The organism is Pseudomonas sp. PB106 (assembly GCF_009764645.1).
Classification (GTDB): domain Bacteria; phylum Pseudomonadota; class Gammaproteobacteria; order Pseudomonadales; family Pseudomonadaceae; genus Aquipseudomonas.
Genome location: NZ_RWIM01000164.1, coordinates 1 through 15,597 on the forward strand (window position 1 = coordinate 1; position 15,597 = coordinate 15,597).

Below are 15,597 nucleotides of genomic sequence, written 5' to 3' on the forward strand. Positions count from 1 at the left end.
TGCCGAAGGCTGCGATCTTTTTTTGGCACAAAAAAGCCGGGAAAATCACCCGACGTGATTTCCCGGCAAATGTCCCAGACTCAATTTCAACCCCTGTGGCGAGGGGATGAATCCCCTCGCCACATAAGCCCTTTCACCACATATTTTTGGACAGTTATTGCGGTTTGCGATAGCTGTTGATGATCGCCGAGAAATCTTTCCCGCCGTCTCCACGCTGACTCATCGCCTGATACAACTGCTGCGCCACCGCGCCGAGCACCACCGGTTGATGCGCCTGACGCGCCGCTTCCGTCGCCAGGCCCAGGTCCTTGAGCATTAACTCGGCACCGAAACCACCGGTATAGCCACGCGAGGCCGGCGCGGTTTCGACGATGCCCGGCCACGGGTTGTACATTTCCGAACTCCAGCAACGACCGGTCGAACTGTTGATGATCCCGGCCAGCACGGACGTGTCGATGCCCAGTGCATCGCCCAGCGCCATGGCTTCACTGACGCCGACCATCGAAATTGCCAGCAGCAGGTTGTTGCAGATCTTGGCGATCTGCCCGGTGCCGACTTCACCGCAATGCACGATGTTGCGACCCATCTGCGCCAGCACCGGTTGCAGGGTGGCGAACAGTTCCGGAGTGGCGCCGACCATGAAGGTCAGGGTGCCAGCGGTCGCACCGCCGGTGCCGCCGGAGACCGGTGCGTCAGCCATCGCCACGCCTTGTTTCGCGGCAGCGGCAGCCACGTCACGGGCAGTCTGCGGATCAATCGTGCTGCAATCCACCGCCGGCACGCCTTTGCCAATCCCGGCCAAAACACCGTCCTCACCCAACCAGACGCTACGCACATGCGCAGCCGCCGGGAGCATGGTGATCACCAGTTCGGCATCCTCGGCCGCCTCACGCGCCGAAGCGCGAATGCTGCCGCCCAGTTGCTCGAGTTCCGCCAGCACGGTTTTGTTCAGATCAACCAGGTTCAGCGAATGACCAGCCTTGATCAGGTTGCGCGCCATCGGCGCGCCCATGTTGCCCAGACCGATAAATGCGATTTTCATGGCCGTTCCTCAGCGCAGGTTGATGGTGGTGTTCACGCCGTCGTTAACGCTGTCGTCATCGAACCAGCGCGCCGTGACCGTTTTGGTCTGCGTGTAGAACTGCACCACTTGCTTGCCGTACGGACCGAGGTCGCCGAGTTTCGAACCTCGCGAACCGGTGAAGCTGAAGAACGGCACCGGCACCGGGATCGGAATGTTGATGCCGACCTGACCCACGTCGATTTCCGTCTGGAATTTACGCGCCGCTGCGCCGCTCTGGGTGAACAGGCCGGTGCCGTTGCCAAACGGGTTGGCGTTGACCAGCGCGATGGCCTGATCGAGGGTGTCGACTTCCAGCACCACCAGCACCGGCCCGAAGATTTCCTGAGTGTAGATCTGCATGTCGGTGGTCACGCCCGAGAACAAGGTCGGGCCGACAAAGTTGCCCTGCTCGTAGCCCGGCACCTTGATGTCGCGGCCATCGAGTTCGAGCTTGGCGCCTTCCTTGATGCCGCTTTCGATCAGATCGAGAATCCGCGCCTTGGCTTTCTTCGAGATCACCGGACCCACATCGGTGCCCGGCTCATTGCCGGCGTTGACCGTGAGTTTCTGCGCCAGCGCTTTCAGATCCGGCAGCCATTGTTTCGCCGCGCCGACCAGCACCACCACCGAGGTGGCCATGCAACGTTGCCCGGCCGCCCCGAAACCGGCGCCGACCAAGGCATTCAGCGCTTGCTCGCGATTGGCGTCGGCCAAGACCACAGCGTGGTTCTTCGCGCCCATCATCGATTGCACGCGTTTGCCGTGCTTGCCGGCCAGGTCGTAAACGTGGGTGCCAACCGCCGTCGAACCGACGAAGGACACGGCTTTGATGTCCTTGTGCGTGCACAGGCCATCGACCACATCTTTACCGCCGTGAACCACATTCAACACGCCCGCCGGAACGCCGGCCTCGATTGCCAGTTCCACCAGCAACATGGTCGACAGCGGATCCTGTTCGGACGGTTTCAGAACGAAAGTGTTGCCGCAGGCGATGGCCATCGGGAACATCCACAGCGGAATCATCGCCGGGAAGTTGAACGGCGTAATGCCGGCGCACACGCCGATCGGCTGGCGCAGGGTGTAGGTATCAACGCCACCCGCAACGTTTTCGGCGAACTCGCCCATTTGCAGGGTGCCGATGGAACAGGCGTGCTCGACCACTTCCAGGCCACGGAAAATATCGCCCTCGGCGTCGGCAATGGTTTTGCCCTGTTCGGCGCTCAGGACAATGGCGATGCGTTTGGAGTGTTCGCGGATCAGCGCTTGCAGCTTGAGCATGATGCGCATGCGCGCGCCAATCGGGGTCAGTTTCCAGGTCTGGAAGGCACGCTGTGCGGCGCTGACGGCGGCATCGACCTCGGCGGCGGTGGCGAACGGGACTTTTGCCAGCACTTGCTGGGTCGCCGGGTTGACGATGTCGTGCCACTCGGTGGTCTGCGACTCGACCCATTCACCGTCGATCAGCAGCTTGACCGTCTGCAGCGTGGTTTCGTTGGGCGTAAGCGATGCGTTCATGCTGGTCTCCGAAACTTGTTTTTATCGTAGGAGCCAAGGCGAAGGGTTCGCCTTGAGATGAGGCGTGTGTCACGAATTGGTTGTCGGACTGTTTTTGGAGTATAGATGTGCAAACTTCTAATAAGAACGCACATATAAGCCCGTCCATCATGCAAAAAAACATCACCTCTCTAGGCTCCCTGAACTGGGACGACCTCAAGTTTTTCCTCGAAGTCGCCCGCACCCGCAAGGCCAGCACCGCCGCCAAACGGCTGGCTGTCGACTACACAACCGTGTCGCGGCGGATCAGCTCGCTGGAAGCGGCGCTCGGCACCTTGCTGTTCGAAAAGTCGCGCACCAGCGGCTTCGTCCTGACCACCGAAGGCCAGCGTTTGCTCGGTTATGCCGAGTCGATTGAAAGCACGCTGCACATGGCCTGCGAGCAGGTGTCAGGCTCTGGCGTGGCGCTGTCCGGGCATGTGCGCATGGGCTGCACCGAAGGTTTCGGCAGTTTTTTTATCACCCCGCAGTTGAGCCATTTCGTCGACGCCTACCCGGCGATCTCGGTGGACATCTTGCCGCTGCCGCACTTCATCAGCCTATCCAAGCGCGAGGCCGATATCGTCATTGCGCTGGAACGCCCGGAGCATGGGCCGTACGTCTGCTGCAAACTCTGCGACTACCGTTTGCAGCTCTACGCGACCCAGGACTATCTCGACAAACACCCACCGATCCGCCGCCCGGCAGACTTGGGCAAGCATCAATTCATCAGTTATGTGGATGACCTGGCGTTCAGCTCGGAGCTGCTCTATCTGGCGAACGTGCTGCCCGGCGCCAGCGCCAACTTGCGCAGCACCAGCGTGATCGCGCAATTCGTCGCCGCGCAGCAAGGTCGTTCCCTGGCGATTCTGCCGTGCTTCCTCGCCGCGCAGGATCCGCGTTTGCTGGCGGTACTGCCGCAGGACATCGACATCACCCGGCAATTCTGGATGTACTGCCGGGAGGACCTGCGCAAGTTGAAGCGGATCACCCTGTTGTGGGATTACATCCGCGAAGTGACGGAGCGCAATCAGGCGCTGTTGATGGGTGAAACCGGCGAAATGCAGTTCGCCGATTAGTCGTTGCTGACCACGATCGCCACCCGGCGGTTTTCGGTGCGCCCCGCTGCCGTGCTGTTGGAGGCTACCGGCTCTTTGCTGCCGAGGCCTTGCAGCTGGATGTTTTCCTGTTTCATGCCGCCCGTGCCGAGTACGTTGGCAACGCTCTTGGCGCGGCGCAGTGACAATTGCTGGTTGTAGGTTTCCTTGCCCGACGCGTCGGTGTGGCCATCGACCCGCACGCGCTCGATGCCAACGCCCAACAAGGCCTTGCCGATACGTTCGACGATCTCGGTACTTTCTTCATTGAGGCTTTCGACGTCGCTGCCGAACAGCACTTTGCCGGACAGGCCAAACTCCCAGCCTTCATCGGTCAGTTCAAAACCTTGTTGTTTGAGCACGGCGACTTGCGCCGGGGTCAGGCCTTTTTGCGGGGCCGTCTGGCAACCGGTCAATGTCAGTGCGGCCATCAACAGGAGCGCGGAGAACAGTCGGATTGGAAGTGTGAACACGGGATTAGCTCCTGGTTTGTACGGGATCGACCGGGCGCTCCGACCCGGCCGTGAATTGCGCGCCGCGGGACAGGCGTTTGGCCTGATACATCGCCGCATCAGCAGCATTGAGCAGGCCGCCGGGGGTGGCGCCATGATCCGGGAAAACCGCGATGCCGATACTGAGCGAGGTCACGACACGGGTGTCGCCCGGTAGCGCGATGGGCATGTCCATGCTGGCGAGGATCTTGTCGGCAATGCGTTCGGCGTCTTCGACCTTGTGCAACGGCGTGAGCAAGACGGCGAATTCATCACCGCCCAGACGGGCCACCAGATCTTCTTCACGCAACTGCGCGCGCACCCGATTGGCGATGGCCACCAGCACCGCGTCACCGGCGGCATGCCCATAATTGTCGTTGATGCCCTTGAAGCGGTCGCTGTCGAGAAACAGCACCGCCACACGCTCATTGAGCTTGTTGGCATTGCGCAAGGCACGAATCAGGCGCCCCTCGAAAAACGCACGGTTCGGCAACCCGGTAAGGCTGTCGTGGCTGGCCTGGTGCGCGAGGGTTTCGTTTTCACTTTGCAGATGGCTCTGCCAGGACTCGAGTTCATCGAGCAAGGCATTGAAGTCGTTGCCGAGGTTATCGAGTTCGGCGATCTGTGCCGGCGGCACGCGGCGATCCAGCGCGCGCTCGCTGCGCGCGGCGTGGGCCACGGTCGCAAGGCTGCGCAACGGGCCGATGATTTCGCGCAACTGGCGCCGCGCCAGGTAGATCGCCACCCAGGCACTGATGGCCGTGCAAAGGAGAATTCCGGCCAGACCGCTGAGCAGAAAACGCATCAGGCTGCCGCCGTGACCGGTGAGCAGAATATGGCCGATCTCACGATCCTGATGGACGATCGGCAGGCTGATCGGTTTCTCCAGAAGGGCTCGAGTGACCTGCATCTCCAGTTCAGAGAACAAGCCGTTTTCCGGACGCTGCCAGCGCGCGAGCAATCGACCTTGGGCATCCAGCACCTGCGCATCCGCCACTTCTTCGGTGGAGGCAATCAGCGCCAGCGCCTCGGTGGCAGCAGTCTTGTCGTTGAACACCACCGCCGCTTCCACGGTGTAGCTGATCGAACGGGCAATCAGGTGCAGGTTGTGATCGGCATACACGCGCAATGCCAGAACACCGAGCAGGGTCAGTGAGACACTCGCCATCGCAACCGCCATCAGCGCGACGGTCAAATGTCCACGGCCAAGCACAGAGCCCAATGTTGGGCGGGTATTCGATCGAGAGAGTCTCATGGTGCCGCCGGTTTGCGACGGGACAATTGCAGCACGCTCGGATGAATGCGTACGCCGCTGCGGGCTACGGAGTCGAGGTTGACCTCGAAGGACACCTGTTCATCACCCACGCGCAGGCAGAACAGACTGCCCACCGTGCACTGATCGCCGCCCTCGCTGATGCTCAGCACGGGATGGCCAATCAAGGATGCGAAGAGACGGCTGCGCTCATCCGCCGTGAGTTTGCCGATGTACACCGCATCGCATTCATTGACGATTGCCGGGTTATCGGCCAGCAGTCGACGGACAATGACCGGTCGGCCAGTAGCCTGAGTGGTGCCTTTGACCAGATCGTCGGTGTATTCGGTCGGGCCGACGATGCACAGGCGCAGTTGCGCAGGCTCCACTGGCCAACGTGCATAACTGAGAATGCCGAGAACCACTTGAGTAACCGCCTGCGCGCGCTGCTCTGCCATGCCCGGCGGCGTTTGCGCTTGGGTGACGGATACGCCCGTCAACAGCCAGAGCAGACCGACAAGCCACGCGAGTTTGCAGCCAACTACGCGCTCTGTCGCCCAGACAGACACCTTCATGCAGGGATTCTCTTGGATCGTAGCGAAATGATGCCGCAACGATAGCACAGCGCTAGAACGCCAGCGAGGCAGCGCCCTCTGACTGACTGGTCAGTAAAGGCTGCCCATCATCCAGATTTTCACCGTCGAGGCTCGCTGCCCTCCTCCAGTTCCAGCATCAGTCCGCTGAGACGCTTGACCTTACGCTGTACGGCTTCCTCAAACACCCCGGCACGTGGCTCGATGAGGGTGAACCAATGCTTGGCGCGGGTAATGCCGGTGTAGATCAGTTCTTTGGTCAGCACCGGGTTCAACGCATCCGGCAGGATCAGCGCGGTGTGGGCGAACTCCGAACCCTGCGACTTGTGCACCGTCATCGCGTAGACGGTTTCCACGTCGTTAAGCCGGCTCGGCAAAACGAAGCGCACTCCACCTTGGCCATCGTTGCGCGGGAAAGCCACGCGCAACACCGGTTTACCGGTATCAGGCCCTTCGCGCTCGGGCAGCTTGAGGGCGATGCCGATGTCACCGTTCATCAAGCCCAGTCCGTAGTCGTTGCGGGTCATCAGCACGGGGCGACCTTCGTACCATTGCTGGTCGTTCTCGATCAGACGAGCCTTGAGCAATGCGCTGGTGATGCGCTGGTTCAGACCCTCAACGCCCCAAGGCCCTTTGCGCACCGCACACAGCAACTGAAAGGTATCGAATGCCTGCAAGACGTCACGAGCCCAGTCGGTCCAGTCCGGATGTTCAAGGGGCCTTGTGGCGGGCGGACGCTGATTGCGCAGCACGCTCAGATAATGCCTGTAGCCTTTCGGCCCGTCGCCGTGACCTTCGAGCAGTAGACGCTCCAGTTTTTGATCGTGCTCACCCTTGAGTGGGAGCGAAAACACATCATCGTAATGCCCGGCAGCCAATAATTGACGCGCCTCGTCCGGCAGTTGCTGATTGACCCGGCGCGCGAGCTGACCAATACCGCTGCCTTCACCGAAGCGCCGCGAATGACGCAGCATCACCACTTGCTGCGCCAGTGGATGGGAGCCGTCGACGTCTTCACGCAAACCACTTTGCTGCAACGATTCCCCGCTGACAGCTTCCAGCCACTGGCGGGTTTGCGGACTGTACCAACCTTGCTCGGCATCACGGCACAGGTCACCGAGTACCGCGCCGGCCTCCACAGAGGCCAGTTGGTCCTTGTCGCCGAGCAGCACCAGACGTGCATGAGCGGGCAGCGCGTCGAGCAGGTTGGCCATCATTTCCAGGTCGATCATCGACGCTTCGTCGACCACCAGCACATCGAGCGGTAAACGGTTACCGGCGTGGTGGCGGAAGTGTCGGGTGCCCGGACGACTGCCGAGTAGACGATGCACGGTGGTCACGTCGCAGGGGATTTTTGCCCGCACGTCTTCGGCGACTTCCAACGATTGCACTTGCTGACTGATGGACTCGGTCAAGCGTGCCGCCGCTTTACCTGTCGGCGCGGCGAGACGAATCCGCAGTGGGTGACCTGCCTCCACTGCCGGCGCTTGCAGCAGCCCGAGCAAGCGCACCACCGTCGTCGTTTTACCGGTGCCCGGGCCGCCAGTGACAATGCTGAACGCGCTGCGAGTGGCGAGCGCGCAGGCGAGTTTCTGCCAGTCGATTACATCAGCGGAACTGGCCGATCCAAACAATTCGTTCAGTCGCTGCGACAGGTCTTCTGGCGTTGTCTCGATTTGTTCGAGACGCTGACGCAACGCCGTATCGATGCGTCTTTCGTAAGCCCAGTAACGGCGCAGGTAAAGGCGTTTCCCGGACAACACCAGCGGGCGCTGCTGCGCCACCTCACGGTCATCGGCCGCCAGCCCGACCAGATCGCTGCCGGCCAACGCCTTGCACCAATGCCCGCCATCGAGCGCTCCAAGCAATTGCGAAGGCAACAGCAGGACGCCCCCTTGCACGTCGCCCTCGGGCGGCAACGACAGGGCAAAATCCGGGGCCTTGAGGGTTTCGAACAGGTCCAGACAAACGTGGCCGTGGCCCAATTGATGGCTGGTCAGTGCGGCGGCGAGCAGCACCAACGGATCGGTGTCAGGCTCAAGTTCGTAAAGAAACGCGACGAAGGCTTTGTCGAGCGCGCGCAACCAGCCGCGCTCGACCCAGCGGGTGAGTAACAGCAGCAGATCCTCTGCACGGGTCAGCGGCGAAAGTCTCGACAGGCTGTCAGCGGCCAACGGGGTCGGCAGCAAATCAGCGAAAGTGCGGCTCATAGCAAGACTCCCTGTTCCCATGCGGGTTCGGCTTTGGGTTCAGGCTTGCCCTGGAACATCCGGTCCAGGCGTTCGATCAACTCGCGCGGCGGACGGGCAAAATAAACGCCGCGACTGTCAGCGCGCGTGCCACGCAGAAACAGATACAGCGCGCCACCGACATGCCGGTCGTAATCGTAGTCGGGTAGCCGCGCCTTGAGCTGGCGATGCAACGCCAGCAGGTACAACACATATTGCAGGTCGTAACGGTTGTCGAGGATCGACTGTTCCATGGCTTGCTCGGTGTAGGCCAGATCATCCACACCGAGCCAGTTGGATTTGTAATCGGCCACGTAATAACGACCATTGTGTTCAAACGTCAGGTCGATGAAGCCTTTGAACATGCCGTTGAGTTGCACCGGTTCCGCCGCAACACGGGCGACGCCATTATGTGTGTACTGACGCACCAGTTCGTCGAGCTTGAGCACGTCGACTTTATGGCTGGCGAACCAGAACTCCATCTCGACACGGTACTGCTTGAGTTGCTCGAGAATCACCGGCGGCTGCTCGCCCGCAATCGGTAACGGCGATTTGAGCAGATGCTGCAGCCAGTCACTGAGGGTGACAATCCAGCCTTCCCAGCCGCGCAGATTGCAGCGGCGGCCAATCGCATCCTCTAGCGTCTCGCGAGATACGGCGAAGCCATCGTCCCCCGCCCACTCCAGCAAACCGTGGAGAAACGTCCCCGGATTCGGGCCCCGGGGGAAGCGATGGATATCCGGACCGCCGGCAATGATTTCGCGCGAGGCATCCGGGTCGAGGCGTTCGTCATCGAACAGCTTTTGCGCTTGCGGACTGTCCGGCGCTTCATCACTGCCGACACTCAACACATCGCTGATGCGCAATGCGCTGTAGGACGCAATCCACCAGTTTTCGCTGGCCTTGCGTTTGGGCAATAGTGTGGCACTGAGAATGGCTTCATTGCGCGGCGGCTGGTAATGCTCATCGGTGGGTTGCGGCATGTCTGCAATGCTGATTGCCGGGCAATCCTGCTGCAAGTCTCGCAGCCAAAGGTTGAGCCCATTGGATTCTCCCAAGGACGCACCGCCGCCCAGCAAGTAACCCAATGCAGAAAGGTGCAGCACCGAGCTGTTGTTATTGCCGCGCTTGAGGTCCGTCACGCCCAACCAGCAAGCGTGTTGCGCACGGGTCAGGGCAACGTAGAGCAAGCGCAGATCCTCGGCGAGGCGCTCTTCATCCGCTTGCGCAATCAATTCAGCGGTTGGCTTGAGACTCACCTGCGCCTTTCCCGTCGCGTCGTGGTAATGCAGCGGCAATCGACTGCCATCTACCGGTTTTGCCGAGCAGATGAAGGGCAGGAACACCAGCGGATATTCGAGGCCTTTGGACTTGTGGATGGTGACCACCTTGACCAGTTGTTCATCGCTTTCCAAACGCAGGATCTGCTCTTCGCCGGCTTGGCCGGACAATGCCAGAAGCTCGGCCAGATGGCGGATCAGCGCCTGCTCACCATCAAGCTCTGCGGCGGCTTGCTGCATCAGTTCCGACAGGTGCAGAAGATTGGTCAGCACTCGCTCGCCATCGCTGCGAGTCATCAAGGTTTGCGGTAAATGGAAGTCGTGCAACAGGCGGCGCAACATCGGCAATACGCCTTGCTTGCGCCAGAGCTCGCGATAGCCACGGAACTGCATGACGCGCGCTTCCCAGATCAACTCGTCCTGGTTCAGCCGTTCCAGCTCAACCAGTGGCAGGTTCAGGGTGATGCACGCCAGCGCGGCTTTCAGCGAGCGCTCGACGTCCGGTTCGGCGCAGGCCTTGAGCCAGGACAACAGGTCATGGGCCTCTTGGGCGGCGAATACGGAATCCTTGTCGGACAGATAGACGCTGCGCACCCCACGCGCGGCGAGTTCACCGCGCACGGCCTGGGCCTCTTTGCCGTCACGAACGAGGATCGCGATGTCTGAGGGGCGCAGACCTCTGAACTCTTTAGAGTCCTGGGTGAATCCCGCGCTGCCGCTTTGTCCGCCGTTGAGCAGCGCGGTAATTTCACTGGCACAAGCCGCCGCTAACTGCTGCCGATAGACCGCGCCTGACAATGGCTGATCGCTGGGCAACAGCCAAACATTCAGCGCAGCAACGTCCTGCCCGCCAATCTGCAGTTTTTCCTTGCGGCCCTGAGACTCGACGGACTGGAAGGGCACCGGGTTGTCGCCGTTTTTCTCGCGAAACAAAAACGCGCCGCGTCCCTGTTCTCGGGACTCGGCGCGTTCGAATACATGGTTGACCGCGTTGACCATGCCATGGCTGGAGCGGAAGTTGGTACCCAGCGTGTGCAGGCGGCCGACAGTGGCCTGACGTGCACGCAAATAGGTGTAGATGTCCGCACCGCGAAAAGCATAGATCGCCTGCTTGGGGTCGCCGATCAGAAACAAGCCAGTCTCAGGACTGTTTTCTTCGATGCGATAGATACTTTCGAAGATCCGGTACTGCACCGGGTCGGTGTCCTGGAATTCGTCGATCAACGCGACCGGGAACTGCTCGCGGATCAACGTCGCAAGACGCTCGCCCCCCTCCGATTGCAGCGCTGCGTCGAGGCGCAGGAGCATGTCGTCGAAACCCATTTCGGCACGGCGGCGTTTTTCTTCTTCGAAGCGCGCACCGACCCACTTGGCGGCATGTTGCAGGACAGCGGCGTCGGGGGTCGGCAATGCATCGAGACTGGATTTGAGCCCGGGCATGGCATCCAGACCTGGGTGGCTCGGGGCTTGGCCTTTCCAGGCTTCAGCCATGCCGTCCGGGGTCAAGCGGGTAAAACCGGTGCCGATGTCGAGTTGTTCCATGGCTTCGTCTTCGGCCCATGACTTGAGCTTTTCGAACCACGGCTCAAAGTAGCGCGCTTGCATCTTGCGACCATCGACGGTCTTGTTGGCAACGCCTTGATGACAGATGACAAGCAACTCGTCCGCCCACTGACGCCAAGGCATTTTCAGTTCAATCAATGCGGCGCGGCGTTCTTGCAGGCACGCTTCGATGAGTTCGGCGGGTGCCTTGCCTTCATCACTGTCGCGTTCACTGGCGAACAAGCCGCGGACCCGTGGCAACAATGCCGCAGGGCCGCCCCAGTTGCTGCGAACCCAATTGAGCGCATCACCCTGCATCGGATAACAGAACAGCCGCCAGTAATCGCGCAACACCTCGCCCAGCAGATCGCTGTGATCGGTCTCCAGCGACTGGGTGAACAGACTGCCGCTGTCGAACGCATGCTCGCGCAACATGCGCTGACACCAACTGTGGATAGTCGAGACGGCGGCTTCGTCCATCCATTGCGCAGCGATATCGAGACGATTGGCGCAACCGGGCCATTGCGAAGGATCGAATTGATCGCGCAGTTCGGCGATCAATCCGTCCGGTGCCGGCGTCTCGTCGCGGAAGAATCGTGCTGCCTCGGCCAGTCGTGTGCGAATCCGCTCACGCAGCTCTTTGGTCGCGGCATCGGTGAACGTCACCACGAGGATTTGTGGTGGCAACAGTTCGCGACCGAAGCTGCTGGCCTCACCGCCGTGCCCCAGAATCAGGCGCAGATAAAGTGCAGAAATAGTAAAGGTCTTGCCGGTACCGGCACTCGCCTCGATCAACTGGCTGCCACGCAGGGGAAATGCCAGGGCAAGTGGAGTCTTCGTACTCATGCGCGTGCCCCTTCACTGGACAATGAACGCCAAGGGGCTTCAAGCAATGGACGGTACAAGGCGTCGCACCAGCCGGAGAATGTTTCGTCTGCCAGCAACGCATCGAAGTCGACGAATTGTCGCGACAACGCCGGGCTCTCGCGACGCTCGCCCTCGCTGGTCTGACCGTCACCTTCGTAGGCTTTGCGCGCAGCCGCTTCGGCCTTGAGCGGATCGGTCTGGGACAACCAGGCGAATGCGGTTTTGACGGCGATCGGTAATGGCTGGCGCATGCCGGCCTGCCAGGCGAGCAGCAGATCGCCAAGGAAACGCAGCGCTCGTTCTTGCTCCATCGGCTCAAGCAGCAATGTGTCGTCACTGGCGACCAACGCCGTGGTCAACGAAAGCCCACTGGCGCCCGCGACCAGATGATTGACCCACGGTTTGGTCAAACGATGCCACTTGCGACTTTTGATCGAGCCGATGCTGTTGGGAATGGTCGTAACTGACAACACACCACCATCGGCGCGCTGATGCAGACCGGAGAGCCAGCCCTCAAGACGTAGCCCCTGCAAATCAAAGCTGATCGGGAGTGCACTGGTCAGGGGTGTCGGCCACAAGGTCAGCAGTTGTTGATAACGCTGCAGCAGGTCTGGCAGCGGCTCGATCAGCTCTCGCTGCAAACATTCGCCGAAGCCGGCCATTGGCAACAGTCCGCTGTTTTGAAGACGCCGGGCTTGGACCTCAAGCGCTTGATCAACATTGTCCGGCTGCCTCAGCGCAGCTTCGAGCAGGCTGTCGCTGAGCGAATAACGCTGCAACGCGTCGAGTACGAAAGGTTCCTCACCGGCCAGCGGCGCTTCGGCGGCTTCGAAATACACCTTGAGACGTTGAGTAAAGAAATGCCGCACAGGGTTACGCAGAAAATCCTGCAGCAGCGCGAGGCTCAGCGGCTCCTCCTGAACAAAGGGGGTGAGTAACTCTGCGTTGGTTTGTGACGCTGACTGTTGATGCAACACCTGCCATTCACTGGCGTAGCTGAACAGTTGATCGCCTTCGTGGAAATAGCGCGCACTGAACGGCTGCAGCGGATGCTCCTCTGTCATGGCGCTCAACAGATTCTGACTTTCGTCGAGCAATCGCCAGCCGCTGGCCAGGTGATCGCGCAACTGGCCGATCAGTACCGACGCCGGTCGTTCGCTGTTGTCGCGAATGCTGCGACCAACCCAGCTGATATAGAGCTGATTGCGCGCCGACAGCAGCGCCTCAAGTAACAGATAGCGGTCATCCTCACGTCGGGAACGGTCACCCGGGCGATAGTCGCTACCCATCAGGTCGAAATCCAATGGCGGTTGCGCGCGGGGGTAGTCGCCGTCATTCATGCCCAGCAAACACACCAGTTTGAAGGGGATGGCGCGCATCGGCATCAACGTACAGAAGTTCACCGCGCCGGCCAGAAAACGTTGCGACAAACGGCCCTGATCCAGCCCGGCGAGCCAGGCTTCACGCACGACAGTCAGCGGCAGCTCATCGACCAGACTCACTGCATCACAAGTCTCTAGCCAGGTTTCGCGAAGTTCTTCCAGTTGGGTCAGCACGTAATCGTCGTGTTCATTACTGGCTTTGAAGAACAGTTGCATGAGCGCTTGCAGTCGCTGGCCCCATTCTTTGGGTTGGGCCGGCTGCGTAAGCTCTTGGTGGGCGATTTCGAGTGCATCAAGCAAGGCTACCAGCGGCCCGATCAGCGCGGCGTCCAGTCCACCGATTTCATCATAGGGTTCGATACCTGCGCAGGCTCCCGCACTGCCGACGGCGTAGCCAAGCAACATCCGGCGCAGGCCGAAGTGCCAGCTGTTCTGCTCTAGCTCGTCCGGCAAGCCCAGTCCGGCTCGTTGCTCAGCGTTCATGCCCCAACGGACACCGGCGCCTTCGATCCAGCGATGCAGCGTCGGCAAGTCGCGTTCTTCGACGCCGAAACGGGCACGCAGGGCGGGAACGTCGAGCAGGTCGAGGATCTCGCTGACGGGAAAACGGCTGTCCGGCAGTTTGAGCAGATGCTCCACCGCGATCAGTAGCGGATCGCGACCTCGCTGGCCTTGGTCCGCCAATGTGAAGGGAATAAAGCGTGGATCATGCCGATCGAGCTGACCGAACACCGCGCGGATATGCGGTGCATAGCTGTCGATGTCCGGCACCATCACGATGACATCCCGAGGCCGCAATTCGGGGTTGGTGCTGAAACGAGCCAAGAGCTGGTCGTGGAGGATTTCAACTTCACGCTGAGCGCTGTGGGCAATGTGAAAGCGGATCGAGTCGTCTTTTGTCAGATCAACAGCAGGCCAGTGCTCGCGAGTTTCGTTGAGCGGGCGCAGTTCCAGAATATCGTCCTGAAGTTGGTTGAGTAGATTGTGTGGCTGAGTTTCGCTGAACAGATCGATGCGACCATCGCGAAACGCTGCGCGATAGCTGTTGGGATCATCGTAACTGTCGAGCAGGCTGATGTAATCGCGACCTTGTTTTCCCCATGCAGCCAAGAGCGGGTGGGCATGTTGGTGCAACGTATCAGGATCCAGCACAACAGGCATTCCGCTCTTGCGGGACTGTCGTTTGTATTGGTGCCGCAGCAAGTCCTTGTCGGCGACGATATCGGCCCAGTGATGACGACAAGGATTGTGTACGCAAAGCAGAACCTGGCTGAAACGGGCGAGCCCGGCCAGCGCTTCAAGGACCTGTGCTGGCAATGAAGAAATCCCGAAAACGATCACTCGTGAGGGGAGCCCTGCCGGAGCTTCTGTGAGGTTGTTGATGCGCTCGATGAATCGTTGATGAACACCGGCGCGACTTTGTGCCATGCCTTGTTCACCCACGTCCTCCAGCAACGCTCGCCACAGCTCGGCTTGCCAACAACTGCTGGCTGGCAATGCCTTAACCTCGCCTCTGACATTCCTTAGTTGATGCCGCCCTTCAGCCCAATCTTCAAGCCAGTCAGCCCGATAGACCTGATATTGGTCGAAGAGATCCGCCAAGCGCTCGGAGAGCTGGTAGCGCTTACGCAGGTCAGTGTCGTGGGTGAGGAATCGTTGCAGCGGCTCGAAATGCGCGCGATCAATGACCTGAGGTAACAGGCGCATGAGGCGCCAGGTCAGCGGGGCTTTATCGAGCAGGGATTTGGCCGGAATTTCTTCTCGGCCCAGAACCATTCGGTAGAGCTGCCACATAAAGCTGCCGGGCAGTTGCACATCTATCGCCGCGGCAATACCGCAGCCGCCGAGATCGTCCTCCTCCGGGTCTTCCGCTAACGCCAATTTGAGCCATTGAGCGATGCCGTTGCTTTGCACCAAAGCAATTTCGTTTTCCAGGGGCGCCAGTGGATAGCGCCGCATGATGCTGATCACAAGGCTGCGCAGTTCGTCCAGGCTGTTGCTCTGAACCACCATGAATGCAGCGTTGAGGGACTGGGCGTCCGGCATAAAGGCTTCCTTGGAAAAGTACAAAAGCTAGGGCAGAACCTTAGCATTGTCGGCGGGTTGTGGCAGCCGGACGACGTCCGCGAATGCTGTAAGAACTTTCCTGCGGGCAAAACAAAACCCCAACTGCTTTCGCAATTGGGGTTTCGGAATTTAATCTTGACGATGACCTACTCTCACATGGGGAAACCCCACACTACCATCGGCGATGCATCGTTTCACTGCT

9 protein-coding genes are annotated in these 15,597 nt (G+C 60.3%); 1 reads left to right on the plus strand and 8 read right to left on the minus strand.

Going from position 1 to position 15,597, the window contains the following annotated elements; genetic code table 11:
• Window positions 1-154: 154 nt before the first annotated feature.
• Both mmsB and EJA71_RS21165 read right to left on the minus strand, forming a co-directional pair.
• Window positions 155-1,042 carry a 3-hydroxyisobutyrate dehydrogenase gene (mmsB, locus tag EJA71_RS21160; protein WP_158959492.1) on the minus strand — a complete coding sequence of 296 codons (888 nt, stop codon included), beginning with the start codon at window positions 1,040-1,042 and terminating at the stop codon, window positions 155-157.
• Window positions 1,043-1,051: 9 nt separating this feature from the next.
• On the minus strand, window positions 1,052-2,578 hold the full coding sequence (locus EJA71_RS21165) for a CoA-acylating methylmalonate-semialdehyde dehydrogenase (protein ID WP_158959493.1): 1,527 nt from the start codon (window positions 2,576-2,578) through the stop codon (window positions 1,052-1,054).
• A gap of 149 nt (window positions 2,579-2,727) precedes the next feature.
• Between EJA71_RS21165 and EJA71_RS21170 the strand changes: the two genes are divergently transcribed.
• A complete protein-coding gene (locus EJA71_RS21170) occupies window positions 2,728-3,675 on the plus strand; it encodes a LysR family transcriptional regulator (protein ID WP_158959494.1) in 948 nt (315 codons plus the stop codon).
• Here the strand turns inward: EJA71_RS21170 and EJA71_RS21175 are convergent.
• The 6 genes from EJA71_RS21175 to recC form a co-directional block, all read right to left on the minus strand.
• A complete protein-coding gene (locus EJA71_RS21175; RefSeq protein ID WP_178113734.1) occupies window positions 3,672-4,124 on the minus strand; it encodes an OmpA family protein in 453 nt (150 codons plus the stop codon). The genes EJA71_RS21170 and EJA71_RS21175 overlap by 4 nt on opposite strands.
• Before the next feature lie 46 nt (window positions 4,125-4,170).
• Window positions 4,171-5,439 (minus strand): diguanylate cyclase domain-containing protein, encoded by a 1,269-nt coding sequence (locus EJA71_RS21180; protein ID WP_158959496.1) that lies wholly within the window; start codon window positions 5,437-5,439, stop codon window positions 4,171-4,173.
• Complete coding sequence (locus EJA71_RS21185) at window positions 5,436-6,011, minus strand: YfiR family protein (RefSeq protein ID WP_158959497.1); 576 nt, start codon at window positions 6,009-6,011, stop codon at window positions 5,436-5,438. Before EJA71_RS21185 ends, EJA71_RS21180 begins: the two co-directional genes overlap by 4 nt.
• 119 nt (window positions 6,012-6,130) lie before the next feature.
• A complete protein-coding gene (gene recD / locus EJA71_RS21190) occupies window positions 6,131-8,239 on the minus strand; it encodes an exodeoxyribonuclease V subunit alpha (protein WP_158959498.1) in 2,109 nt (702 codons plus the stop codon).
• Complete coding sequence (recB, locus tag EJA71_RS21195) at window positions 8,236-11,925, minus strand: exodeoxyribonuclease V subunit beta (protein ID WP_158959499.1); 3,690 nt, start codon at window positions 11,923-11,925, stop codon at window positions 8,236-8,238. The genes recD and recB overlap by 4 nt, the downstream gene beginning before the upstream one ends.
• Window positions 11,922-15,374 carry an exodeoxyribonuclease V subunit gamma gene (recC, locus tag EJA71_RS21200; RefSeq protein WP_158959500.1) on the minus strand — a complete coding sequence of 1,151 codons (3,453 nt, stop codon included), beginning with the start codon at window positions 15,372-15,374 and terminating at the stop codon, window positions 11,922-11,924. Before recC ends, recB begins: the two co-directional genes overlap by 4 nt.
• Window positions 15,375-15,597: the final 223 nt, after the last annotated feature.

Coding starts and splice junctions, on each gene's coding strand:
- mmsB (WP_158959492.1), bottom strand. CDS start 1,042: ATGAAAATCGCATTTATCGGTCTGGGCAACATGGGCGCGCCGATGGCG.
- EJA71_RS21180 (WP_158959496.1), bottom strand. CDS start 5,439: ATGAGACTCTCTCGATCGAATACCCGCCCAACATTGGGCTCTGTGCTT.
- recC (WP_158959500.1), bottom strand. CDS start 15,374: ATGCCGGACGCCCAGTCCCTCAACGCTGCATTCATGGTGGTTCAGAGC.
- EJA71_RS21165 (WP_158959493.1), bottom strand. CDS start 2,578: ATGAACGCATCGCTTACGCCCAACGAAACCACGCTGCAGACGGTCAAG.
- EJA71_RS21170 (WP_158959494.1), top strand. CDS start 2,728: ATGCAAAAAAACATCACCTCTCTAGGCTCCCTGAACTGGGACGACCTC.
- recB (WP_158959499.1), bottom strand. CDS start 11,925: ATGAGTACGAAGACTCCACTTGCCCTGGCATTTCCCCTGCGTGGCAGC.
- EJA71_RS21175 (WP_178113734.1), bottom strand. CDS start 4,124: ATGGCCGCACTGACATTGACCGGTTGCCAGACGGCCCCGCAAAAAGGC.
- EJA71_RS21185 (WP_158959497.1), bottom strand. CDS start 6,011: ATGAAGGTGTCTGTCTGGGCGACAGAGCGCGTAGTTGGCTGCAAACTC.
- recD (WP_158959498.1), bottom strand. CDS start 8,239: ATGAGCCGCACTTTCGCTGATTTGCTGCCGACCCCGTTGGCCGCTGAC.